The sequence below is a fragment of the Streptomyces sp. NPDC045998 genome (genome assembly GCF_056430285.1).
Genome location: NZ_JBWKLJ010000010.1, coordinates 323,670 through 345,668 on the forward strand (window position 1 = coordinate 323,670; position 21,999 = coordinate 345,668).

At 69.7% G+C, this 21,999-nt stretch carries 20 protein-coding genes and 4 tRNA genes; 8 read left to right on the forward strand and 16 right to left on the reverse strand.

The features are described from left to right. Window positions 1-95: 95 nt before the first annotated feature. From AC07FJ_RS28285 to AC07FJ_RS28295, 3 genes are read left to right on the forward strand one after another with little or no spacing between them, the layout of a single operon-like run. The gene (locus tag AC07FJ_RS28285) at window positions 96-989 is read left to right on the forward strand and encodes a peptidoglycan-binding protein (protein ID WP_479052096.1); all 894 of its coding nucleotides are present in this window, start codon (window positions 96-98) and stop codon (window positions 987-989) included. A gap of 13 nt (window positions 990-1,002) precedes the next feature. Further along, window positions 1,003-1,239, forward strand: a complete 237-nt coding sequence (locus AC07FJ_RS28290) for a hypothetical protein (RefSeq protein ID WP_479052097.1) — start codon at window positions 1,003-1,005, stop codon at window positions 1,237-1,239. Next, window positions 1,226-1,489: a hypothetical protein gene (locus tag AC07FJ_RS28295; protein ID WP_355366730.1), complete on the forward strand. Its 264-nt coding sequence runs from the start codon at window positions 1,226-1,228 to the stop codon at window positions 1,487-1,489. The genes AC07FJ_RS28290 and AC07FJ_RS28295 overlap by 14 nt, the downstream gene beginning before the upstream one ends. Before the next feature lie 71 nt (window positions 1,490-1,560). Here the strand turns inward: AC07FJ_RS28295 and AC07FJ_RS28300 are convergent, their stop codons facing one another. The 9 genes from AC07FJ_RS28300 to AC07FJ_RS28340 form a co-directional block, all read right to left on the reverse strand. Continuing rightward, the gene (locus AC07FJ_RS28300) at window positions 1,561-5,460 is read right to left on the reverse strand and encodes a DNA-directed RNA polymerase subunit beta' (RefSeq protein ID WP_479052098.1); all 3,900 of its coding nucleotides are present in this window, start codon (window positions 5,458-5,460) and stop codon (window positions 1,561-1,563) included. A gap of 129 nt (window positions 5,461-5,589) precedes the next feature. Beyond that, entirely contained in the window at window positions 5,590-9,075 is a 3,486-nt protein-coding gene (gene rpoB, locus AC07FJ_RS28305; RefSeq protein WP_355366724.1) for a DNA-directed RNA polymerase subunit beta, read from the reverse strand. A gap of 527 nt (window positions 9,076-9,602) precedes the next feature. Continuing rightward, window positions 9,603-9,992 (reverse strand): 50S ribosomal protein L7/L12, encoded by a 390-nt coding sequence (gene rplL / locus AC07FJ_RS28310; RefSeq protein ID WP_361421541.1) that lies wholly within the window; start codon window positions 9,990-9,992, stop codon window positions 9,603-9,605. Between the two features lie 114 nt (window positions 9,993-10,106). Further along, complete coding sequence (gene rplJ / locus AC07FJ_RS28315) at window positions 10,107-10,637, reverse strand: 50S ribosomal protein L10 (protein ID WP_361421544.1); 531 nt, start codon at window positions 10,635-10,637, stop codon at window positions 10,107-10,109. A gap of 389 nt (window positions 10,638-11,026) precedes the next feature. After that, entirely contained in the window at window positions 11,027-11,749 is a 723-nt protein-coding gene (rplA, locus tag AC07FJ_RS28320; protein WP_479052099.1) for a 50S ribosomal protein L1, read from the reverse strand. A gap of 79 nt (window positions 11,750-11,828) precedes the next feature. Further along, the gene (rplK, locus tag AC07FJ_RS28325; protein WP_003956479.1) at window positions 11,829-12,263 is read right to left on the reverse strand and encodes a 50S ribosomal protein L11; all 435 of its coding nucleotides are present in this window, start codon (window positions 12,261-12,263) and stop codon (window positions 11,829-11,831) included. A gap of 159 nt (window positions 12,264-12,422) precedes the next feature. Then, a complete protein-coding gene (nusG, locus tag AC07FJ_RS28330) occupies window positions 12,423-13,328 on the reverse strand; it encodes a transcription termination/antitermination protein NusG (RefSeq protein WP_479052100.1) in 906 nt (301 codons plus the stop codon). Between the two features lie 77 nt (window positions 13,329-13,405). Next, window positions 13,406-13,684, reverse strand: a complete 279-nt coding sequence (gene secE / locus AC07FJ_RS28335; protein WP_355366709.1) for a preprotein translocase subunit SecE — start codon at window positions 13,682-13,684, stop codon at window positions 13,406-13,408. Between the two features lie 102 nt (window positions 13,685-13,786). Next, a tRNA-Trp gene (locus AC07FJ_RS28340) sits at window positions 13,787-13,859 on the reverse strand. A gap of 194 nt (window positions 13,860-14,053) precedes the next feature. Here AC07FJ_RS28340 and AC07FJ_RS28345 point away from each other — a divergent pair. Together AC07FJ_RS28345 and AC07FJ_RS28350 are read left to right on the forward strand one after the other, a co-directional pair. Then, on the forward strand, window positions 14,054-15,280 hold the full coding sequence (locus tag AC07FJ_RS28345) for a pyridoxal phosphate-dependent aminotransferase (RefSeq protein ID WP_479052101.1): 1,227 nt from the start codon (window positions 14,054-14,056) through the stop codon (window positions 15,278-15,280). A 125-nt stretch (window positions 15,281-15,405) separates the two neighbouring features. Next, window positions 15,406-16,437 (forward strand): adenosine deaminase, encoded by a 1,032-nt coding sequence (locus AC07FJ_RS28350; RefSeq protein WP_361421558.1) that lies wholly within the window; start codon window positions 15,406-15,408, stop codon window positions 16,435-16,437. A gap of 21 nt (window positions 16,438-16,458) precedes the next feature. Here the strand turns inward: AC07FJ_RS28350 and AC07FJ_RS28355 are convergent, their stop codons facing one another. From AC07FJ_RS28355 to AC07FJ_RS28380, 6 genes are all read right to left on the reverse strand, one after another. After that, window positions 16,459-17,553, reverse strand: a complete 1,095-nt coding sequence (locus tag AC07FJ_RS28355; RefSeq protein WP_479052102.1) for a UDP-N-acetylmuramate dehydrogenase — start codon at window positions 17,551-17,553, stop codon at window positions 16,459-16,461. Window positions 17,554-17,653: 100 nt separating this feature from the next. After that, entirely contained in the window at window positions 17,654-18,082 is a 429-nt protein-coding gene (locus AC07FJ_RS28360) for a MaoC family dehydratase (RefSeq protein ID WP_479052103.1), read from the reverse strand. 7 nt (window positions 18,083-18,089) lie between these two features. Continuing rightward, the gene (locus AC07FJ_RS28365; RefSeq protein WP_356645128.1) at window positions 18,090-18,542 is read right to left on the reverse strand and encodes a MaoC family dehydratase N-terminal domain-containing protein; all 453 of its coding nucleotides are present in this window, start codon (window positions 18,540-18,542) and stop codon (window positions 18,090-18,092) included. A 95-nt stretch (window positions 18,543-18,637) separates the two neighbouring features. Continuing rightward, entirely contained in the window at window positions 18,638-18,802 is a 165-nt protein-coding gene (gene rpmG, locus AC07FJ_RS28370; protein ID WP_003948671.1) for a 50S ribosomal protein L33, read from the reverse strand. A 93-nt stretch (window positions 18,803-18,895) separates the two neighbouring features. Continuing rightward, window positions 18,896-18,968, reverse strand: a tRNA-Met gene (locus tag AC07FJ_RS28375). A 46-nt stretch (window positions 18,969-19,014) separates the two neighbouring features. Beyond that, a tRNA-Thr gene (locus AC07FJ_RS28380) sits at window positions 19,015-19,087 on the reverse strand. Window positions 19,088-19,355: 268 nt separating this feature from the next. On the opposite strand from AC07FJ_RS28380, the gene AC07FJ_RS28385 reads away from it, so the two are divergent. From AC07FJ_RS28385 to AC07FJ_RS28395, 3 genes are read left to right on the forward strand one after another with little or no spacing between them, the layout of a single operon-like run. Next, complete coding sequence (locus AC07FJ_RS28385; protein WP_479052104.1) at window positions 19,356-20,591, forward strand: amidohydrolase family protein; 1,236 nt, start codon at window positions 19,356-19,358, stop codon at window positions 20,589-20,591. 34 nt (window positions 20,592-20,625) lie between these two features. Beyond that, a complete protein-coding gene (locus tag AC07FJ_RS28390; protein ID WP_479052105.1) occupies window positions 20,626-21,282 on the forward strand; it encodes an SDR family oxidoreductase in 657 nt (218 codons plus the stop codon). Continuing rightward, window positions 21,279-21,794, forward strand: a complete 516-nt coding sequence (locus AC07FJ_RS28395) for a GyrI-like domain-containing protein (RefSeq protein ID WP_479052106.1) — start codon at window positions 21,279-21,281, stop codon at window positions 21,792-21,794. Before AC07FJ_RS28390 ends, AC07FJ_RS28395 begins: the two co-directional genes overlap by 4 nt. Before the next feature lie 96 nt (window positions 21,795-21,890). On the opposite strand, the gene AC07FJ_RS28400 is transcribed toward AC07FJ_RS28395, so the two are convergent. Continuing rightward, window positions 21,891-21,972: transfer RNA gene (locus AC07FJ_RS28400), tRNA-Tyr, on the reverse strand. Window positions 21,973-21,999: the final 27 nt, after the last annotated feature.

Sequence of the window (21,999 nt, forward strand, 5' to 3'; positions counted from 1 at the left end):
CCCCGCGGCCGCCGGTCCCGCTCCGCGCGGGGCCGGCGGCCCCCGGGCCCACCGGGCTCGCCCGCCCCGCCCCCGCACGACGAGGAGACGTAAGCATGGCAGCTCCCCTCTCCCCCGACCGGCTCCTCGCCGCCCTGCGCGCCGAGGGCGTCCGCGTCGTCGAACACCCCGGCTGGCGCACCCGCAACCGGAACCACAAGGGCCCCTGGGGTCCGGTGCACGGCGTGATCGTGCACCACACCGTCTCCAGCGGCTCCGCCGCCTCCGTGGCGCTCTGCCGCGACGGTTACGCCGGCCTGCCCGGCCCGCTCTGCCAGGCCGTCATCGACAAGGAGGGCACGGTCCACCTGATCGCCAACGGCCGCGCCAACCACGCCGGGACCGGCGACGGCGACGTCCTGCGCGCGGTCCGGGCGGAGACCGCCCCGCCGCCGCCGGCCGACCAGGACACCGACGGCAACGCCCACTTCTACGGCTTCGAGTGCGTCAACCTCGGCGACGGCAAGGACCCCTGGCCCGCCGCCCAGCTCGAGGCCATCGAGCGCGCCTCGGCCGCCCTCTGCCGCGCCCACGGCTGGTCCGCCGGCTCCGTGATCGGCCACAAGGAGTGGACCCGTACCAAGACGGATCCGCGCGGTTTCGAGATGCGTACGATGCGCTCCCGCGTCGCCGCCCGGCTCGGGAAGCCGGCCGGCGGCCCGTCCACCCCGCCCCCGCCGGGCACACCCGGCACGCCGCGCTACCAGCCCTTCCCCGGCGCCTCGTTCTTCACCTCCGCCACCAGCTCCCCGGTGATCACCGCCATGGGCCGCCGGCTGGTCGCCGAGGGCTGCTCGGCGTACGCCGTCGGCCCCGGCCCGCGCTGGTCCGAGGCCGACCGCCGCAGTTACGCGAAGTGGCAGCGCAAGCTCGGCTTCACCGGCTCCGACGCCGACGGCGTACCCGGCCGCGCCTCCTGGAACGCCCTGAAGGTCCCCTACACCCGCTGAGGAGCCCCCGATCATGACCGACGCCGCCCAGCGCACGGCCAGAACCATCCTCCAGACCGCCGTCGGCATCGCCGTCGTCCTGCCCGCGATCGTGGACGCCTCCGGTGTCCCGGCAACCCTCCCCTGGGTCGCCGGCGCCCTGGCCGTCGCCGGCGGGCTGGCGCGGGTCATGGCCCTGGAGGCCGTACAGCGGCTGCTGCCGTCCTGGCTGAGCAGCCCCTCGCCGGGAGTCGCCGATGACCGAGACTGACCGGAACGACCCCGTCGCGGTCGCCCTCGAACTGGAACGGCTGCGCGGCACGCTCGAAGCCGGGTTCGCCCGCGCCGACGGCTCGCTCGCCCTGCTGGTCCAGCGCAGCGACCAGACCGACAAACAGCTCGCCGACCACGAGGCACGGCTCGACGCGCTGGAGCGCACCCGCTGGCCGCTGGCCAGCGTCACGGCGCTCACCGCCGGCGCCGGCTTCACCCTCGCCCTGTGGCAGGCGGCCGGCCGGTAGCAGCCGCCGGGAAACGCCGAAGGGCGGCCACCCCGTACGCAACGGGATGGCCGCCCTTCGATCAACAACTCTTACTGGTTGTACGGACCGTAGTCGTAGTCCTCCAGCGGAACGGCCTGGCCGGAGCCCGTGCCGAACGGCGAGTAGTCGATGTCGTCGTAGCCGACGGCCGAGTACATCGCGGCCTTGGCCTCCTCGGTCGGCTCGACCCGGATGTTGCGGTAGCGGGACAGACCCGTACCGGCCGGGATGAGCTTACCGATGATGACGTTCTCCTTGAGGCCGATCAGGGAGTCGGACTTGGCGTTGATCGCCGCGTCCGTCAGGACCCTGGTCGTCTCCTGGAAGGAGGCCGCGGACAGCCACGACTCCGTCGCCAGCGACGCCTTGGTGATACCCATCAGCTGCGGACGGCCGGAGGCCGGGTGGCCGCCTTCCTGGACCACACGACGGTTCTCGGACTCGAACTTCGACCGCTCGACGAGCTCGCCCGGCAGCAGCTCCGCGTCGCCGGACTCGATGATCGTCACGCGGCGCAGCATCTGCCGGATGATGATCTCGATGTGCTTGTCGTGGATCGACACGCCCTGCGAGTTGTACACCTTCTGGACCTCGCCGACCAGGTGGACCTGGACGGCACGCTGACCCAGGATGCGCAGCACGTCGTGCGGGTTGGTGGCACCCGCGGTGAGCTTCTGGCCCACCTCGACGTGGTCGCCCTCGGAGACCAGGACCTTGGCGCGCTTCGAGATCGGGTAGGCCGTCTCGTCGCTGCCGTCGTCCGGGGTGACGACGATCTTCTTCGTCTTCTCCGTCTCCTCGATCCGCACGCGGCCGGAGGCCTCGGAGATCGGGGCGACACCCTTCGGCGTACGGGCCTCGAAGAGCTCGACGACACGGGGCAGACCCTGGGTGATGTCGTCACCGGCCACACCACCGGTGTGGAAGGTACGCATCGTCAGCTGGGTACCGGGCTCACCGATGGACTGGGCGGCGATGATGCCGACCGCCTCACCGATGTCGACCAGCTTGCCGGTGGCCAGCGAACGGCCGTAGCAGAAGGCACAGGTGCCGACCGCGGACTCACAGGTCAGGACCGAACGGGTCTTGACCTCCTCGACGCCCGCGTTGACCAGGGCGTCGATGAGCACGTCACCCAGGTCGACGTTGGCCGGCGCGATGACCTTGCCGTCCACCACGACGTCCTCGGCGAGCATCCGCGCGTACACGGACGTCTCGACGTCGTCCGTCTTGCGCAGCACGCCGTCCTCGCCGCGCTCGGCGATCCGCAGCTTGAGACCGCGCTCGGTGCCGCAGTCCTCCTCGCGGATGATGACGTCCTGCGAGACGTCCACCAGACGACGGGTGAGGTAACCCGAGTCGGCGGTACGCAGGGCGGTGTCGGCCAGACCCTTACGGGCACCGTGGGTGGAGATGAAGTACTCCAGCACGGACAGGCCCTCACGGAAGGACGCCTTGATCGGACGCGGGATGGTCTCGTTCTTCGCGTTCGACACCAGACCACGCATACCGGCGATCTGCCGCATCTGCATCATGTTTCCTCGGGCACCCGAGTCAACCATCATGAAGATGGGGTTGGTCTTGGGGAAGTTCGCGTTCATCGCCTCGGCGACCTCGTTGGTCGCCTTGGTCCAGATCGCGATGAGCTCCTGCGTGCGCTCTTCCTTGGTGATCAGACCGCGCTCGTACTGCTTCTGGACCTTCTCGTCCTGCTCCTCGTAGCCCTTGACGATCTCCTTCTTCGCCTCGGGAACGACGACGTCGGAGATGGCCACGGTGACGCCGGAACGGGTCGCCCAGTAGAAGCCGGCCGCCTTCAGGTTGTCGAGCGTCGCCGCCACGATGACCTTGGGGTAGCGCTCGGCGAGGTCGTTGACGATCTCGGAGAGCTGCTTCTTGCCGACCGAGTAGTCGACGAACGGGTAGTCCTCGGGCAGCAGCTCGTTGAAGAGCGCGCGGCCCAGGGTCGTCCGCAGACGGAACGAGTCACCCTGCTGCCACTCGGGCTCACCCTCTTCGGCGACCGGCGGGGTCCAGCCACGCGGCGGGACGGTGCCGATCGGGAAGCGGATGTCGACCTTCGCCTGGAGCGAGAGCTCGCCCATGTCGAAGGCCATGATCGCCTCGGCGGTGGAGTTGAAGGCGCGGCCCTCACCCTTGACCTCGCGCTCCTCCTCGTCCGTGGTGAGGAAGAAGAGGCCCAGCACCATGTCCTGGGTCGGCATGGTGACCGGACGGCCGTCGGCCGGCTTGAGGATGTTGTTCGAGGACAGCATCAGGATGCGGGCCTCGGCCTGCGCCTCCGCGGAGAGCGGCAGGTGCACGGCCATCTGGTCACCGTCGAAGTCCGCGTTGAACGCGGTGCAGACGAGCGGGTGGATCTGGATGGCCTTGCCCTCGACCAGCTGCGGCTCGAAGGCCTGGATGCCGAGGCGGTGCAGCGTGGGCGCACGGTTCAGCAGCACCGGGTGCTCGGCGATGACCTCTTCGAGGACGTCGTACACGACGGTGCGGCCGCGCTCGACCATGCGCTTGGCCGACTTGATGTTCTGCGCGTGGTTCAGGTCGACCAGGCGCTTCATCACGAACGGCTTGAAGAGCTCCAGCGCCATGGCCTTGGGCAGACCGCACTGGTGCAGCTTCAGCTGCGGGCCGACGACGATGACGGAACGCGCCGAGTAGTCGACTCGCTTACCGAGCAGGTTCTGACGGAAGCGACCCTGCTTGCCCTTCAGCATGTCGCTGAGGGACTTCAGCGGGCGGTTACCGGGACCGGTGACCGGGCGGCCGCGGCGGCCGTTGTCGAACAGCGCGTCGACGGCCTCCTGCAGCATCCGCTTCTCGTTGTTCACGATGATCTCGGGGGCACCGAGGTCAAGGAGACGCTTGAGGCGGTTGTTGCGGTTGATGACGCGGCGGTACAGGTCGTTCAGGTCGGAGGTCGCGAAGCGGCCACCGTCCAGCTGCACCATCGGACGCAGGTCCGGCGGGATCACCGGCACGCAGTCCAGCACCATGCCCTTGGGGCTGTTGCTGGTCTGCAGGAAGGCGGAGACGACCTTGAGGCGCTTGAGCGCACGGGTCTTCTTCTGGCCCTTGCCGGTACGGATGATCTCGCGGAGGCGCTCGGCCTCCTCCTCGAGGTCGAAGGACTCCAGGCGCTTCTGCAGCGCCGCGGCACCCATCGAACCGTCGAAGTACGTGCCGAAGCGGTCGCGCAGCTCGCGGTAGAGCAGCTCGTCGCCCTCCAGGTCCTGGACCTTGAGGTTCTTGAAGCGGCTCCACACCTCGTCGAGACGGTCGATCTCGCGCTGGGCGCGGTCGCGCAGCTGCTTCATCTCGCGCTCGGCGCCCTCGCGCACCTTGCGGCGCACGTCGGCCTTGGCGCCCTCGGCCTCCAGCTCGGCCAGGTCGGTCTCGAGCTTCTTGGCGCGGGCCTCGAGGTCGGCGTCACGGCGCTGCTCGATCTGCTGGCGCTCGACGGAGACGTGGGCCTCCAGCGACGGCAGGTCGCGCGTGCGGCGCTCCTCGTCGACGTACGTGATCATGTACGCCGCGAAGTAGATGACCTTCTCGAGGTCCTTCGGGGCGAGGTCCAGCAGGTAGCCCAGGCGGGACGGGACGCCCTTGAAGTACCAGATGTGAGTGACGGGAGCGGCCAGCTCGATGTGGCCCATCCGCTCACGGCGCACCTTGGCGCGGGTGACCTCGACGCCACACCGCTCACAGATGATGCCCTTGAAGCGGACGCGCTTGTACTTGCCGCAGTAGCACTCCCAGTCCCGGGTCGGACCGAAGATCTTCTCGCAGAAGAGTCCGTCCTTTTCGGGCTTCAGGGTGCGGTAGTTGATGGTCTCCGGCTTCTTGACCTCGCCGTGGGACCACTGACGGATGTCGTCCGCGGTGGCCAGGCCGATCCGCAGCTCGTCGAAGAAGTTGACGTCGAGCACTATGCGTCAATCCCTCTCAGGGTTTGAGTCTCAATCATGGTCTGATGGGCCCCCCACGCCCGCCAGGGCGTAGGGGGAGGGTCCGGGGGGAGGGTCCGGGACCTCACGAGGAGGCCCCGACCAGACCCGTCAGACCTCTTCGACGCTGCTCGGCTCGCGCCGGGACAGGTCGATGCCAAGCTCTTCCGCAGCGCGGAAGACGTCCTCGTCGGTGTCGCGCATCTCGATGGACATGCCGTCCGAGGACAGCACCTCCACGTTGAGGCACAGGGACTGCATCTCCTTGATGAGCACCTTGAAGGACTCCGGGATGCCGGGCTCGGGAATGTTCTCGCCCTTGACGATCGCCTCGTAGACCTTCACGCGGCCGGTGACGTCGTCGGACTTGATGGTCAGCAGCTCCTGGAGGGCGTACGCGGCGCCGTAAGCCTCCAGCGCCCACACCTCCATCTCACCGAAGCGCTGGCCACCGAACTGAGCCTTACCACCCAGCGGCTGCTGGGTGATCATCGAGTACGGACCGGTCGAGCGCGCGTGCAGCTTGTCGTCGACCAGGTGGTGGAGCTTGAGGATGTACATGTACCCGACGGAGATCGGGTCCGGGAACGGCTCGCCGGAGCGGCCGTCGAACAGGCGCGCCTTACCGGTCGGGAGCACCATGCGGTCCCCGTCGCGGTTCGGGATGGTGTGCTGCAGCAGACCGGCCAGCTCGTCCTCACGCGCACCGTCGAAGACGGGGGTGGCGACGTTGGTGCCGGGCTCGACCTTGTCGGCGCCGATGGCCTGCAGGCGCTGCGCCCACTCGTCCGCGAGGCCGGAGACGTCCCAGCCGCGGCTGGCGAGCCAGCCGAGGTGGATCTCCAGGACCTGTCCCGGGTTCATTCGGGACGGGACACCCAGCGGGTTGAGGATGATGTCGACCGGGGTGCCGTCCTCCAGGAACGGCATGTCCTCGATCGGCAGGATCTTGGAGATGACGCCCTTGTTGCCGTGGCGGCCGGCGAGCTTGTCACCGTCGGTGATCTTGCGCTTCTGCGCGACGTACACGCGCACCAGCTGGTTCACACCGGGGGGAAGCTCGTCGCCCTCCTCGCGGTCGAAGACGCGGACGCCGATGACCTTGCCGGTCTCGCCGTGCGGCACCTTCAGCGAGGTGTCACGGACCTCACGCGCCTTCTCACCGAAGATCGCGCGGAGCAGGCGCTCCTCGGGGGTCAGCTCGGTCTCACCCTTGGGCGTGACCTTGCCGACGAGGATGTCGCCGGCGACGACCTCGGCACCGATGCGGATGATGCCGCGCTCGTCGAGGTCGGCGAGGACCTCCTCGGAGACGTTCGGGATGTCCCGGGTGATCTCCTCGGGGCCGAGCTTGGTGTCACGGGCGTCGACCTCGTGCTCCTCGATGTGGATCGAGGAGAGGACGTCGTCCTGCACGAGGCGCTGCGACAGGATGATCGCGTCCTCGTAGTTGTGACCCTCCCACGGCATGAACGCCACGAGCAGGTTCTTGCCCAGCGCCATCTCGCCGTTCTCGGTGGCCGGACCGTCGGCGAGGACCTGGCCCTCGACGACCCGGTCGCCCTCGGAGACGACGACCTTCTGGTTGACCGAGGTGCCCTGGTTGGAGCGGGCGAACTTGGCCAGGCGGTACGTGATGTACGTGCCGTCGTCGTTGGCGACGGTGATGTAGTCCGCGGAGAGCTCCTGGATCACACCGTCCTTCTCCGCCTTGACGACGTCGCCGGCGTCGGTGGCACAGCGGTACTCCATGCCGGTGCCGACGAGCGGGGCCTCCGCCTTGATGAGCGGAACGGCCTGGCGCATCATGTTCGCGCCCATGAGGGCACGGTTGGCGTCGTCGTGCTCGAGGAACGGGATCATGGCGGTCGCGACCGACACCATCTGGCGCGGCGAGACGTCCATGTAGTCCACGTCGTCGGGCGCGACGTAGTCGACCTCGCCGCCACGGCGGCGGACCAGCACGCGGGCCTCGGCGAACCGGAGCTCGTCGGTCAGCGGCGCGTTGGCCTGGGCGATGACGAAGCGGTCCTCCTCGTCGGCGGTCAGGTAGTCCACCTCGTCGGTGACCTGGCCCTCGACGACCTTGCGGTACGGGGTCTCGACGAAGCCGAACGCGTTGACGCGGCCGTACGAGGCGAGCGAACCGATCAGACCGATGTTCGGGCCTTCGGGGGTCTCGATCGGGCACATGCGTCCGTAGTGGGACGGGTGCACGTCTCGGACCTCGAAGCCGGCCCGCTCACGGGACAGACCACCCGGGCCGAGCGCGGACAGACGACGCTTGTGCGTCAGCCCGGACAGCGGGTTGTTCTGGTCCATGAACTGCGACAGCTGGCTGGTGCCGAAGAACTCCTTGATGGAGGCGACGACCGGCCGGATGTTGATCAGGGTCTGCGGCGTGATCGCCTCGACGTCCTGGGTCGTCATGCGCTCGCGCACGACGCGCTCCATACGAGCCAGACCCGTGCGGACCTGGTTCTGGATGAGCTCGCCGACGTTGCGCAGACGGCGGTTGCCGAAGTGGTCGATGTCGTCCGTCTCGACCACGATGGTCGAGCCGTTCTCACCGACGGTCTCGGTCTCGCCCGCGTGGAGCTTCACCAGGTACTTGATCGTCGCGATGATGTCGTCGACGGTCAGGACGCCGGCGTCCAGCGGCTCGTCCGCACCCAGCTTCTTGTTGACCTTGTAGCGGCCGACCTTGGCCAGGTCGTAACGCTTCGGGTTGAAGTAGAGGTTCTCCAGAAGCGTCTGGGCGGCCTCGCGCGTCGGCGGCTCGCCCGGGCGCAGCTTGCGGTAGATGTCGAGCAGCGCGTCGTCCTGGCCCTGGGTGTGGTCCTTCTCCAGGGTGGCGCGCATGGACTCGTACTCGCCGAACTCCTGCAGGATCTGCTCGGTGGTCCAGCCGAGCGCCTTGAGGAGGACGGTCACGGACTGCTTGCGCTTGCGGTCGATGCGGACACCGACCATGTCGCGCTTGTCGATCTCCATCTCCAGCCAGGCACCCCGGGACGGGATGATCTTGGCGGAGAAGATGTCCTTGTCGGACGTCTTGTCGATGGAGGAGTCGAAGTACACACCCGGCGAGCGCACGAGCTGCGACACCACGACACGCTCGGTGCCGTTGATGACGAAGGTGCCCTTGTTGGTCATGAGCGGGAAGTCGCCCATGAAGACCGTCTGGGACTTGATCTCGCCGGTCTCGTTGTTGGTGAACTCGGCCGTGACGAAGAGCGGCGCGGCGTACGTGAAGTCGCGCTCCTTGCACTCGTCGATGGAGTTCTTCGGAGGCTCGAAGCGGTGGTCGCGGAAGGTCAGCGACATCGACCCGGAGAAGTCCTCGATCGGCGAGATCTCCTCGAAGATCTCCTCCAGACCGGACTTGGTGGGGACGTCCTGTCCGGACTCCAGAGCCGCCTCGACACGAGCCTTCCAGGCGGCGTTGCCGAGCAGCCAGTCAAAGCTCTCGGTCTGCAGCGCGAGGAGGTTCGGAACCTCGAGGGGCTCCTTGATCTTTGCAAAGGAGATGCGCAGCGGGGCGGTGCTTGCGCCGTTGTTCGTATTCGCGGTCGAGGCGTTGCGCGAGGCGGCCAAGAGGGGGTCCTTCCGAGGGCTCGGACTCACTACGCGCGTACCGGTCCCTCACAGGACACGAGGACGAATTTCCCTGATTCAGCCAAAAGGCCTGGTCAGGACGTTCGGTCTCTGTGCTCTTGCGAGGGTATGCCCCTGGTGACGGGCAGGGAGCAGCTAACAGGCAGCGCAAAGGGTCAGTGTAGCCACTTGGCCCACTGATGTCCAGGGCGAGTAAATCGCGACCCTCGTTCTTCTCAACTCCACGGCACCTCGCGCTGTCGGCGCACATCGATACTGCCCGTTCGCCCGTCGATCCATGCCTCGGATCCGGATCGTTGTGACGACGCGTCCTGAGAATTGCGCGCGGCGTGCGGTTCGTCAAGGCCCCCGGGTGAGCGGGGCGCACGGCGAAGATCACCATACTCTCCGTGGGGCTCAGCGCAAGACAGGCACCGCGGGTACGCCGAAGGGCGACCACCCGGCTGGGTGATCGCCCTTCGAAACGCCCCTGAGGGGCGTCAGAACGAGTCAGGAGACCCGCAAGGTCACTTGACCTCGACAGCCGCGCCGGCGGCCTTGAGGGACTCGGCAGCCTTGTCGGCCTGCTCCTTGTTGACCTTCTCGAGGACCGGCTTCGGGGTGCCGTCGACGAGGTCCTTGGCCTCCTTCAGGCCCAGGGAGGTCAGCTCACGCACGACCTTGATGACCTGGATCTTCTTGTCGCCGGCGCCGGTGAGGATGACGTCGAACTCGTCCTTCTCCTCGACGGCCTCGGCGGCGGCGCCACCAGCGGCACCACCGGCGGCGGCAACGGCGACCGGGGCGGCGGCGGTGACGTCGAACTTCTCCTCGAACGCCTTCACGAACTCGGAGAGCTCGATGAGGGTCATCTCCTCGAACTGCGCGAGCAGGTCTTCCTGAGACAGCTTCGCCATGATGGCGGTCCTTCCACTAAATCGGCTGGTGCCGGGTGTACATGTGAGGCGGGCGTACGTTGGGCCCGCTGCGACCGTCGCCCCTAGGGGGCCACGATCAATGCGCGAGCCGAATTACTCGGCACCGCCCTGCTCGGCCTGCTTGGCACGAAGCGCCTCCGCGGTGCGGACGAACTTCGAGGGAAGCGCCTGGAAGAGCGCGGCAGTCTGGGACTGCTTGCCCTTCATGGCGCCCGCCAGCTTGGCGAGCAGAACCTCGCGGGACTCGAGGTCCGCGAGCTTCTTGATCTCATCGGCGGAGAGCGCCTTGCCATCAAGGACACCGCCCTTGATGATCAGGTTGGGGTTCTCCTTGGCGAAGTCACGAAGACCCTTCGCCGACTCCACCGGGTCACCGGTGATGAAGGCAACCGCCGTCGGACCAGCGAACTGGTCGTCGAGCGAGGTGATCCCGGCCTCGTTGGCCGCAATCTTGGTCAGCGTGTTCTTCACCACGGCGTACTGGGCGTTCTCACCGAGCGAACGGCGCAGCTGCTTGAGCTGTGCCACGGTGAGACCGCGGTACTCGGTCAGCACGGCGGCGTTCGAGCTGCGGAACTTGTCCGTCAGCTCGGCAACCGCAGCAGACTTGTCGGGCCTCGCCATGAGCCTCGGCCTCCTTCCGGGTGATTCGGACCGCGTGGGCTGAAGGAAGGAGACTGGGCAAAACGAAACGCCCCGGCGCAGGCGCACGGGGCGTGACTCAACCGGCTGCGCTCACGAAGAGCGGCATCCAGGAGTTCATCCACAGTCACCTGCGCGGGTCGTCCGCAGCTAGCGGATCCTTCGGCCACCGGACCCCTCGCGAGGGCACGGCAACGACCAGCGGTCTTTGGCTTCCTCGGAAGCGTACGCGAATGGCCCCTCGTCAAGCAAATCGGGCCGAACGGCTGACAGGTGCCCGGCTCCGGAAGCCGAAAAAACCGGCCCCCGCCGCTCCGGAGAGCGACGGGGGCCGGCTTCTGCGTACGCGAGACCCGCGACGGCCGTCAGGATCAGACGGCGGCCGGGTCCTCCTCGACGAGGAGGTTGCGGGTGCGGTTCGGGTCCAGCGGGATGCCGGGGCCCATCGTGGTGCTCAGGGTCGCCTTCTTGATGTAGCGGCCCTTGGCGGCCGACGGCTTCAGACGGAGGATCTCCTCCAGCGCGGCGGCGTAGTTCTCGACCAGCTTGGTCTCGTCGAAGGAGACCTTGCCGATGATGAAGTGCAGGTTCGCGTGCTTGTCGACACGGAACTCGATCTTGCCGCCCTTGATGTCGGTGACGGCCTTGGCGACGTCCATCGTGACGGTGCCGGTCTTCGGGTTCGGCATCAGACCACGGGGGCCGAGGACGCGGCCGAGGCGGCCGACCTTGCCCATGAGGTCCGGGGTGGCGACGACGGCGTCGAAGTCCAGACGGCCCTTCGCGACCTCGTCGATCAGTTCGTCGGAGCCGACGATGTCGGCGCCCGCGGCCTCCGCGGCCGCAGCACGGTCACCGGTCGCGAAGACCAGGACCCGGGCGGTCTTACCGGTGCCGTGCGGAAGGTTCACGGTGCCACGGACCATCTGGTCCGCCTTGCGCGGGTCGACACCCAGGCGGAAGGCGACCTCGACGGTGCCGTCGAACTTGGTGGCGGAGGTGTCCTTGGCAATACGGACGGCCTCGAGGGGGGCGTAGTTACGCTCCCGGTCGACCTTGGCGTCCGCGCCGCGGAGAGCCTTGCTGCGCTTCACTTCTTCTCCTGTGGTTCAGGTGTGGAGTTGTGGTCGGGGCCGAGCGCGGGCCCTCCCACAGTGGTCAAGAGGGGGCTGATCAGCCCTCGACCGTGATGCCCATGGAACGGGCGGTGCCGGCGATGATCTTCTCGGCGGCGTCCAGGTCGTTGGCGTTCAGGTCGGGCATCTTGGTGGTGGCGATGTCACGGACCTGGTCGCGCGTCAGCTTGGCGACCTTGGTCTTGTGCGGCTCGCCGGAGCCCTTGTCCACACCCGCGGCCTTGAGGATCAGCTTGGCGGCCGGCGGAGTCTTGGTGACGAAGGTGAAGGAACGGTCCTCGTAGACCGTGATCTCCACCGGCACGACCATGCCACGCTGCGACTCGGTCGCGGCGTTGTAGGCCTTGCAGAACTCCATGATGTTGACGCCGTGCTGACCCAGCGCGGGGCCGACCGGCGGAGCCGGGTTGGCCGCGCCGGCCTGGATCTGGAGCTTGATAAGCCCCGTGACCTTCTTCTTCTTGGGAGGCATTGCTCTCTCCGGGTCCTAGTGAGAGTTTTCCAGCCTCCGTCCGGATCATCCGGATGGAGGCATACCGCACCACGATAACGGGTATGGCAGTGCGGCCAAAAACCGAGCAGGTCAGAGCAGCTGCGACAGCTGATCTGACCTGACCGGAAACCTGTGGGGTTAGTTCTTCTGGATCTGGTCGAAGCTCAGCTCGACCGGGGTCTCGCGGCCGAAGATCTCGACGAGGCCCTTGACCTTCTTCGAGTCGGCGTTGATCTCGTTGATCGTGGCCTGGAGCGTGGCGAACGGGCCGTCGGTGACGGTGACCGAGTCGCCGACCTCGAAGTCCAGCACCTGGACCTCGACCTTGCGGGCCGGAGCCGGCTTGCCCTCGGCCTCGGCGGCCTCGCGGGCGGCCTTGGCCTCGGCCTCCGGGGCGAGCATCTTGACGATCTCGTCCAGGGTCAGCGGGTACGGGTCGTAGGCGTTGCCCACGAAGCCGGTGACACCGGGGGTGTTGCGGACGACGCCCCAGGACTCGTTCGTCAGGTCCATGCGGACGAGCACGTAGCCGGGCAGCTTGTTCTGCTTGACGTTCTTGCGCTCGCCGTTCTTGATCTGGACGATCTCTTCCTCGGGCACCTCGGCCTGGTAGATGAAGTCCTCGACGTTCAGCGAGACGGCACGCTGCTCCAGGTTCGCCTTCACGCGCTTCTCGTAGCCCGCGTAGGTGTGGATCACGTACCACTCGCCGGGCAGGCCGCGCAGCTCCTCGCGCAGGGCGGCGACCGGGTCGACCGGAGCCTCGGGCTCCTCGGCGGCCTCGGCCTCGGCCTCGGCCTCGTCGTCCTCGGCGGCCTCGTCCTCGACGGGCTCGATCTCGGACTCCTCGTCCGCCTCCTCGGCGGTCTCGACGTCGTCCTCGCCCTCGACGGCCTCGTCCGCGTCCTCGTCCTCGACGTGGAGCGCGGCGTCCTCGGCCGCCTCGTCGGCAGCGGCGTCCGCAGCTTCCGCCTGGTCCTCGTCGGCCGCCTCGACGACGTCGAGCTCGTCCTGGGCGGACTCGTTCAGGTTCGGGTCAGACACGGTGGCTGCTTCTTCCTGGATACAGATGGGGTGGAACATGCGAAAAGGGGCGCCGGGGTGGGCGCCCTCCGCGGGAATCAGCCGAAGACGTACTTGACTGCTTCCTGGAAGCCGAGGTCGATCACGGTCACGAGACCGATCATGACGACGACGAAAATGATGACGACGGTGGTGTACGTCGACAGCTGGCTGCGCGTGGGCCAGACGACCTTGCGCAGCTCGGCGACGATCTGGCGGTAGAAGAGCGCGAGACGGCCCAGCGGGCCCTTCTTGCCGCGCTTGCCGCCCTTGCGGTTCTTCTTGGGCGCTTCGTCTTCGGCATCAGGCATGTCGATGGAGCCTACGGCGTCCGTCACGTCTCTCACCTGATTCCGGGTCGGCCGTGCCGCGCCCGGGTGGAGCCGCACGGCGGTGCAATGACATACATACCTGCGCACACATCCTGGCGGTGTGTGTAGCAGGGCCGGAGGGACTTGAACCCCCAACCGCCGGTTTTGGAGACCGGTGCTCTACCAATTGAGCTACGACCCTTTGTCGTTCTCCCCCAACCTACCGCATCCGCGGATGTGGTCGGTGAGGGCCAACGAGCAGAGAGTGTACGTGGTCAGCGGCTCCGCGTCGAACAGATAGCCCCGGACACGGCCGCGGCACCCCCTGACGCACCGTCCGTCCGCACAGCGAAACCTGTGTACCGGGCCCCTCCGGGGTCTGGGACGATGGGCCGCATGAGCGCTGCAACCCCTCCCACCGAGCGCCGGGTCTCCGCGCGCATCGGCGCGATCTCCGAGTCCGCGACCCTCGCCGTCGACGCCAAGGCCAAGGCCCTCAAGGCCGCCGGCCGCCCGGTGATCGGCTTCGGCGCGGGTGAGCCCGACTTCCCGACGCCGGACTACATCGTCGAGGCCGCGATCGAGGCCTGCCGCAACCCGAAGTATCACCGCTACACGCCGGCCGGCGGCCTGCCCGAGCTGAAGGCCGCGATCGTCGCGAAGACGCTGCGCGACTCCGACTACGAGATCGACGCCTCCCAGGTCCTGGTGACCAACGGCGGCAAGCAGGCGATCTACGAGGCCTTCGCCGCGATCCTCGACCCGGGCGACGAGGTCATCGTCCCGGCGCCGTACTGGACGACGTACCCGGAGTCCATCCGGCTCGCCGGCGGTGTCCCGGTGGAGGTCGTCGCCGACGAGACCACCGGCTACCGGGTGTCGGTGGAGCAGCTGGAGGCGGCCCGTACGGAGCGGACCAAGGTCGTCCTGTTCGTCTCCCCGTCCAACCCGACCGGCGCCGTCTACAGCAAGGAAGACGCCGAGGCGATCGGCCGCTGGGCCGTCGAGCACGGCCTGTGGGTGCTGACGGACGAGATCTACGAGCACCTGGTGTACGGCGACGCCACGTTCACCTCGCTGCCGGCCCTCCTGCCGGAGCTGCGCGACAAGTGCATCGTCGTCAACGGCGTGGCCAAGACGTACGCCATGACGGGCTGGCGCGTGGGGTGGATCATCGGCCCGAAGGACGTGGTGAAGGCCGCGACGAACCTCCAGTCGCACGCCACCTCGAACGTCTCCAACGTCGCGCAGGCCGCCGCCCTGGCCGCCGTCTCCGGCAGCCTGGACGCGGTCGCCGAGATGCGCACCGCGTTCGACCGGCGCCGCCAGACGATCGTGCGGATGCTCAACGAGATCGACGGCGTGGTCTGCCCGGTGCCGGAGGGCGCGTTCTACGTGTACCCGTCGGTCAAGGGCCTGCTCGGCAAGGAGATCCGCGGCAAGCGCCCCGGAACCTCGGTGGAGCTGGCGGCGCTGATCCTGGACGAGGCCGAGGTCGCGGTCGTACCGGGCGAGGCGTTCGGTACGCCGGGCTACCTGCGGCTGTCGTACGCGCTGGGTGACGAGGACCTGGTCGAGGGTGTGTCGCGGATGCAGAAGCTGCTGGCGGAAGCACGCGACTAGGCACCTCCGGATTTTCGGAAGCCGAAGAAGCGGGCCCCCGCTGGGGGCCCGCTTTTCCGTTCCCGCAAACACTCGATCGGGGAAAGGGGCTCCCGCGCGGGGTGGCGGTTTGGCAAGATCCCCAGATGGAGCACGTACGAGATCTGCGGCTGCTGCCCAAAGCCCATCTGCACCTGCACTTCACCGGGTCGATGCGGCCCGCCACCCTGCTGGATCTCGCCGACAAGTACGGCGTCCACCTGCCCGAGGCGCTGACCGGCGGGGAGCCCCCGAAGCTGCGGGCGACCGACGAGCGGGGGTGGTTCCGCTTCCAGCGGCTGTACGACCTCGCCCGGTCGTGCCTGCGCGAGCCGGAGGACATCCGGCGGCTGGTGCGCGAGGCCGCGGAGGAGGACGTCAGGGACGGGTCCGGGTGGCTGGAGATCCAGGTGGACCCGACGTCGTACGCGCCGAGGCTGGGCGGGCTGATCCCCACGCTGGAGATCATCCTGGACGCGGTGGAGAGCGCGTCGCGCGAGACCGGCCTCGGGATGCGCGTCCTCGTCGCGGCGAACCGCATGAAGCATCCGCTGGACGCCCGCACGCTGGCGCGCCTCGCCGTCCGGTACGCGGACCGCGGTGTGGTCGGGTTCGGGCTGTCGAACGACGAGCGGCGCGGCCTGGCGCGCGACTTCGACCGGGCGTTCGCGATCGCCCGGGAGGGCGGGCTGCTGGCGGCGCCGCACGGCGGCGAGCTGACCGGCCCCGCGTCCGTACGGGACTGCCTGGACGACCTGGGGGCGCGGCGCATCGGCCACGGGGTGCGGGCGGCGGAGGATCCGCGGCTGCTGCGGCGGCTGGCCGAGAAGGGCGTGACGTGCGAGGTGTGCCCGGCGTCCAACGTGGCGCTGGGCGTCTACGAGAAGCCGGAGCAGGTGCCGTTGCGGACGCTGTACGAGGCCGGAGTGCCGATGGCGCTGGGCGCGGACGACCCGCTGCTGTTCGGCTCGCGGCTGGCGGCGCAGTACGAGATCGCGCGCGTGCACCACGGTTTCACCGACGAGGAGCTCGCGGAGCTGGCCCGCCAGTCGGTCCGGGCCTCGGCGGCCCCGGAGGACGTCCGGGCGAAGCTGCTGGCGGGCGTCGACGACTGGCTCGCGGCCGCCCCGGGAGCGTGACGGACCCGGCGAGCGGGGCCGTCAGAGGCTGACGCCGACCGTCACCGGTTCGTTGACCAGCGTGATGCCGAAGGCGTCCCGTACGCCCGCGACGACCTCGCGCGCCAGGGCCAGGAGGTCCTCGGTGGTGGCCCCGCCGCGGTTGGTGAGGGCGAGGGTGTGCTTGGTCGAGATGCGGGCGGGGCCGGAGCCGTAGCCCTTGGTGAAGCCGGCCTTGTCGATCAGCCAGGCCGCCGACGTCTTGACGCGGCCCTCCCCCGCCGGGAAGGCGGGCGGGGTGACCTCCGGGCCGAGGCGGTCGTGGACGCGCGTGAGGAACGTCTCGTACGCGGCCTCGTCGAGGATCGGGTTGGTGAAGAAGGACCCGGCCGACCAGGTGTCGTGGTCCTCGGGGTCCAGGACCATGCCCTTGCCCGCCCGCAGCTTGAGGACCGTCTCGCGCGCGGTGGCGGCCGGGACGCGGTCGCCGGGCTCGACGCCCAGGGCGCGCGCCGTCTCGGCGTACCGGATCGGGGCGCTCATGCCCTGCGCGTCCTCCAGCTCGAAGCGGACGCGCAGCACCACGAACCGGTCGGGGTGCGCCTTGAAGCGGCTGTGGCGGTACGAGAAGTCGCACGCGGCGTTCGGGATGGTCACGGTCTCGCCGGCGCGGCGGTCGTACGCGACGACCTCGGTGATGGTGGCGGAGACCTCCTGGCCGTACGCCCCCACGTTCTGGATCGGCGTGGCGCCCGCCGAGCCGGGGATGCCGGCGAGGCACTCGATGCCCGCGAGGCCGGCCTCGACGGTGCGCGCGACGGCGTCCGACCAGACCTCGCCCGCGGCGAGCTCCAGCCGCGTGCCGTCCAGCGAGAAGCCCTGGGTGGCGATGCGCAGGGCGGTGCCGTCGAAGCCCTTGTCGCCGATGACGAGGTTGGAGCCGCCGCCGATGACCAGCAGCGGCGTCCCGGCGGCGTCGGCCTCGCGCACGGCGGCGACGACCTCGGCGTCGGTCGTGGCCGTGACGAGGCGGGTGGCGGGCCCGCCGAGCCGGAAGGTGGTCAGCGGGGCGAGGGGGGCGTCGTGGAGTTCCTGCACGGCCCCAAGACTACGGGTGGCCGCTGACAGCGAAGCCACCTCGCCCCCGGCTCCCTGGTCACCCGGGGCCGGGGGCGAGGTGGCTGGGGCCTCAGGGCCTCGGGGCCTCGGGGCCTCGGGGCCTCGGGGCCTCGGGGCCTCAGGCCAGCCGCACCACGGCGCGGGACATGCCGAGGACCTTCTGGCCCGCGCTCATCGCGGTGAGGTCGACCCGCACACGGTTGTCGTCCAGCTTCGCGGCGACCTTCGCCGTGACGTCGATCACGGCGCCCTGGTCGTCGTTGGGGACCACGACCGGCTTGGTGAAGCGGACCCCGTACTCGACGACCGCGGCCGGGTCGCCGGCCCAGTCCGTGACCACCCGGATCGCCTCGGCCATGGTGAACATGCCGTGCGCGATGACGTCCGGCAGGCCGACCTCCTTGGCGAACTTCTCGTTCCAGTGGATCGGGTTGAAGTCCCCGGAGGCGCCCGCGTACCGCACCAGCGTGGCGCGCGTCACGGGGAAGCTCTGCGCCGGGAGCTCGGTGCCGACCTCGACCTCGTCGTATGCGATCTTCGCGGTCATCGTCGCCTCACGCCTCCTCGGCGGCCCGCGCCACCAGCTTGATCCACGCCGTCACGACGTGCTCGCCCGCCTCGTCGTGCACCTCGCCCCGGACGTCCATGATGTCGTTGCCCGCGAGCGACTTGATGGCCTCGATGGTCGAGGTGACCGAGAGCCGGTCCCCCGCGCGTACCGGACGGCTGTAGGCGAACTTCTGGTCGCCGTGGACGACCCGGCTGTAGTCCAGGCCCAGCTGCGGGTCCTCGATGATCTGTCCGGCCGCCTTGAAGGTGATGGCGAACACGAAAGTCGGCGGGGCGATCACATCGGGGTGACCCAGCGCCTTGGCAGCCTCCGTATCGACGTAGGCCGGATTCGCGTCACCGATCGCCTCGGCGAATTCGCGGATCTTTTCCCGGCCGACCTCGTACGGCGCGGTGGGCGGATAGGTCCGCCCCACGAAGGACTGGTCGAGCGCCATGGGCTGGCTACCTCCTGCTGATGCTCCTGCTGACTGTGGTGACAAACGACACGAGGCCGCCCCCGGGTGGGGACGGCCTCGTGTACGAGCCTGATTCAGCGCGTTTCGCGGTGCGCAGTGTGCGCGTTGCAGCGCGGGCAGTGCTTCTTCATCTCAAGACGGTCCGGGTTGTTACGCCGGTTCTTCTTGGTGATGTAGTTCCGCTCCTTGCACTCCACGCAGGCCAGCGTGATCTTCGGGCGGACGTCGGTGGCAGCCACGTGAGTGCTCCTATGACGGACGGATGGACGGGTGAACGCAAGAAAGAGTAGCCGATCGAAGGACCGACCCTGCAATCGGCTACTTTCAGTAAGTAGCGGTGACCGGACTTGAACCGGTGACACAGCGATTATGAGCCGCTTGCTCTACCGACTGAGCTACACCGCTGTGATGCTGGATCCCCTCGCCCGAAGGCGAGGATCACCGACACCAGAGCCCCAATACGGAATCGAACCGTAGACCTTCTCCTTACCATGGAGACGCTCTGCCGACTGAGCTATTGGGGCGAGCGATGAAGACATTACACGGTCGGCTGCCGTTCGCCCAAATCCGATTCCGGGCGACGCGACGACTGCCGACTCCCCCGCCACGTACGCCACTCGCGCCCCACGCCGGTACGACTATTGCGCTCCTCCTCGAAGCCCTGCGGAAGGGCCCCTAGGCTCGCCTCACGCTGCGTGATCTTGCGCGTCTCGCGTACCGACGACCGATGTCCGGGTCGCGCCCGAGCCCCCCGCCAGGAGCGCCAGAAGCGCCAGGAGCCAGAGGAGCCAGATGTCCTCCGACAGCCAGCAGCCGCACCCACCCGAGGGCGCCACCGCCGACGCCACCACGCTGCTGCTGTGCGGCGCCCGCCTCACCGACGGCCGGGCCGTCGACGTACGGCTCGCCGGCGGGCGCATCGAGGCCGTCGGCACGGCGGGCAGCCTGCCCGCCGCCGGCACCGCCCGGGTCGATCTGAGCGGCTACGTGCTGCTGCCCGCGCCCGCCGAGCCGCACGCGCACGCGGACACCGCCCTGAGTGCCGACTCCCCCGGCCCCGTGTCGTACGCCACCGAGGACGTCCAGCGGCGTGCCACCGAGGCCGCGCTGCTCCAGCTCGGCCACGGCGCGACCGCCGTACGCGCGCACGTCCGGATCGGCGACGTGCAGGGCCTCGGGCCGCTGGAGGCGGTCCTCCAGGCGCGCCGCTCGCTGCGCGGGCTGGCCGACCTGACGGCGGTGGCCGTGCCGCGGCTGCTGACCGGCGTGGCGGGCGCGGACGGGCTGGCGATGCTGCGCGACGCGGTGAAGATGGGCGCCTCCGTCGTCGGGGGCTGCCCGGACCTGGACCCCGACCCCATCGGGTACGCGGAGGCCGTGCTGGAGGTGGCGGCCGAGCACGGCTGCCCCGTGGACCTGCACACCGACGGCGACGACCCGGCCCGGCTCGCGCGGCTGGCCGCCCTGGCCGGCGGGATGCGGCCCGGCGTCACCATCGGCCCCTGCGGAGCCCTGGGACGGCTGCCGCGGGACGCGGCGGCCCGGGCGGCCGACCGGCTCGCGGCGGCGGGTGTGACGGTCGTGTGCCTGCCGCAGGGCGGCTGCGCGGGGACGGAGGTGCGCGGCGCCGCGCCGGTACGGCTGCTGCGGGCCGCCGGGGTGCGGCTGGCGGCGGGCAGCGGGGCGCTGCGGGACGTCGCCAATCCGGTGGGGCGGGGCGATCCGCTGGAGGCGGCGTACCTGCTGGCGTCGCAGGGCGGGCTGGGCGCGGGCGAGGCGTACGCGGCGGTGAGCGGGTCCGCGCGGGAGGCGATGGGGCTGCCCGCCGTGCGCGTGGAAGCGGGTTTCCCGGCCGAGCTGCTGGCGGTGCGCGGGGAGCGGCTGTCGGGCGTGCTGTCGCTGGCGTACAGCCGGATCGTGGTGCACCGGGGGCGGGTGGTGGCGCGGACGAGCGCGGTGCGGGAGTACTGCGACTCGGCCGCGGCGCTCGAACTGCCGCGCCAGGGGCGGCCGGACGCCCGTCCCTGAGCGGTTTGGGCTCCGGAGTCGTACGGTCGAGAGCATGCGCATTGTCATCGCTGGAGGACACGGTCGGATCGCCCTGCGACTGGAGCGGCTGCTCTCGGCCGGCGGGCACGAGGCCGCGGGGATCATCCGCGACCCGGAACAGGCGGACGCGGTGCGGGAGGCCGGCGCCGAACCGGTCGTCCTGGACCTGGAGTCGGCCTCCGTCGACGAGGTCGCGGAGGTGCTGCGCGGCGCGGACGCGGCGGTCTTCGCGGCCGGCGCCGGGCCGGGCAGCGGCGCCGCGCGCAAGGACACCGTCGACCGGGGCGCGGCGCAGCTCTTCGCGGACGCGGCGGAGCGGGCCGGGGTACGGCGCTTCGTGCTCGTCTCGTCGATGGGCGCGGACGCGCGGCGGCAGGGGGACGAGGTCTTCGACGCCTACCTGCGGGCGAAGGGCGCGGCGGACGACGACCTCCGGTCGCGCTCGGGCCTGGACTGGACGATCCTCAAGCCCGGCATGCTGACGAACGACGCCGGTACGGGGCTCGTGCGGCTGGAGGCGTCCACCGGGCGCGGTCCGGTGCCGCGCGACGACGTGGCGGCGGTGCTGGCCGAGTTGGTGGAGACACCGGCGACGGCGGGCCTGACGCTGGAGCTGGTCGGCGGGTCGGTGCCGGTGGCGGTCGCCGTCAAGGCGATCGCGGGCGAGTGAGCGGCGCGGGGCCCGGGCGGCGCGGGCCCGTGGTGGAGGAGCGGCCCGAGCAGCCGTACGTCTTCCTGCGCCGCTCCGTGACGATGGACCGCTTCGCCGAAGTCGCCGACCGGCTGCCCGAGCTGGTGGGGTGGCTGGCGGCGCGGGACATCCCGCGGGCCGGGGCGCCGTTCTTCCGCTACAACACGGTCGCTGCGGAGGGCGGCGCGTGCGAGGTGGAGGCGGGCATCCCGGTCGCTTCGGCCCCGGAACCGGAGGGCGACGTCGGCGTGGCCCTGCTGCCGGCCGGCCGCTACGCGACCCTGACCCGCGTCGGCCACCCGGAGGGCCTGCTCGCGGCGGTGAGGACCCTGTTGGAGTGGGCGCGGAAGCAGGGGCTGGAGTGGGACATGCGGGTGGTGGACGGCGTGGAGCGGTGGGGCTGCCGCATCGAGTCGTACCGCACGGACCCGCGCGAGGAGCCGGATCCGGCCGAATGGGAGACGGAGCTGGCGTTCCGCCTGGCGGACTGAGGCCCGCGGCCGCCGCCTGGCCGCCCGCGCCGCGCGAGGGCATGTGAAAACGGCCCCTGATCTCGCGTTTTCGCAGATCAGGGGCCGTTCTTCCAGTGGCGGCGCCAGGATTCGAACCTGGGTAGGCTAAGCCGACGGATTTACAGTCCGCTCCCATTGGCCACTCGGGCACACCGCCATGGGATGTCGCCGTGGAGAGGTCCGC

Excerpts from the sequence above, each read along its gene's own strand:
- AC07FJ_RS28285 (WP_479052096.1), top strand. The coding sequence starts at position 96 with ATGGCAGCTCCCCTCTCCCCCGACCGGCTCCTCGCCGCCCTGCGCGCC.
- AC07FJ_RS28290 (WP_479052097.1), top strand. The coding sequence starts at position 1,003 with ATGACCGACGCCGCCCAGCGCACGGCCAGAACCATCCTCCAGACCGCC.
- AC07FJ_RS28295 (WP_355366730.1), top strand. The coding sequence starts at position 1,226 with ATGACCGAGACTGACCGGAACGACCCCGTCGCGGTCGCCCTCGAACTG.
- rplL (WP_361421541.1), bottom strand. The coding sequence starts at position 9,992 with ATGGCGAAGCTGTCTCAGGAAGACCTGCTCGCGCAGTTCGAGGAGATG.
- rplJ (WP_361421544.1), bottom strand. The coding sequence starts at position 10,637 with ATGGCGAGGCCCGACAAGTCTGCTGCGGTTGCCGAGCTGACGGACAAG.
- rplK (WP_003956479.1), bottom strand. The coding sequence starts at position 12,263 with ATGCCTCCCAAGAAGAAGAAGGTCACGGGGCTTATCAAGCTCCAGATC.
- AC07FJ_RS28345 (WP_479052101.1), top strand. The coding sequence starts at position 14,054 with ATGAGCGCTGCAACCCCTCCCACCGAGCGCCGGGTCTCCGCGCGCATC.
- AC07FJ_RS28350 (WP_361421558.1), top strand. The coding sequence starts at position 15,406 with ATGGAGCACGTACGAGATCTGCGGCTGCTGCCCAAAGCCCATCTGCAC.
- AC07FJ_RS28360 (WP_479052103.1), bottom strand. The coding sequence starts at position 18,082 with ATGACCGCGAAGATCGCATACGACGAGGTCGAGGTCGGCACCGAGCTC.
- AC07FJ_RS28365 (WP_356645128.1), bottom strand. The coding sequence starts at position 18,542 with ATGGCGCTCGACCAGTCCTTCGTGGGGCGGACCTATCCGCCCACCGCG.
- AC07FJ_RS28385 (WP_479052104.1), top strand. The coding sequence starts at position 19,356 with ATGTCCTCCGACAGCCAGCAGCCGCACCCACCCGAGGGCGCCACCGCC.
- AC07FJ_RS28390 (WP_479052105.1), top strand. The coding sequence starts at position 20,626 with ATGCGCATTGTCATCGCTGGAGGACACGGTCGGATCGCCCTGCGACTG.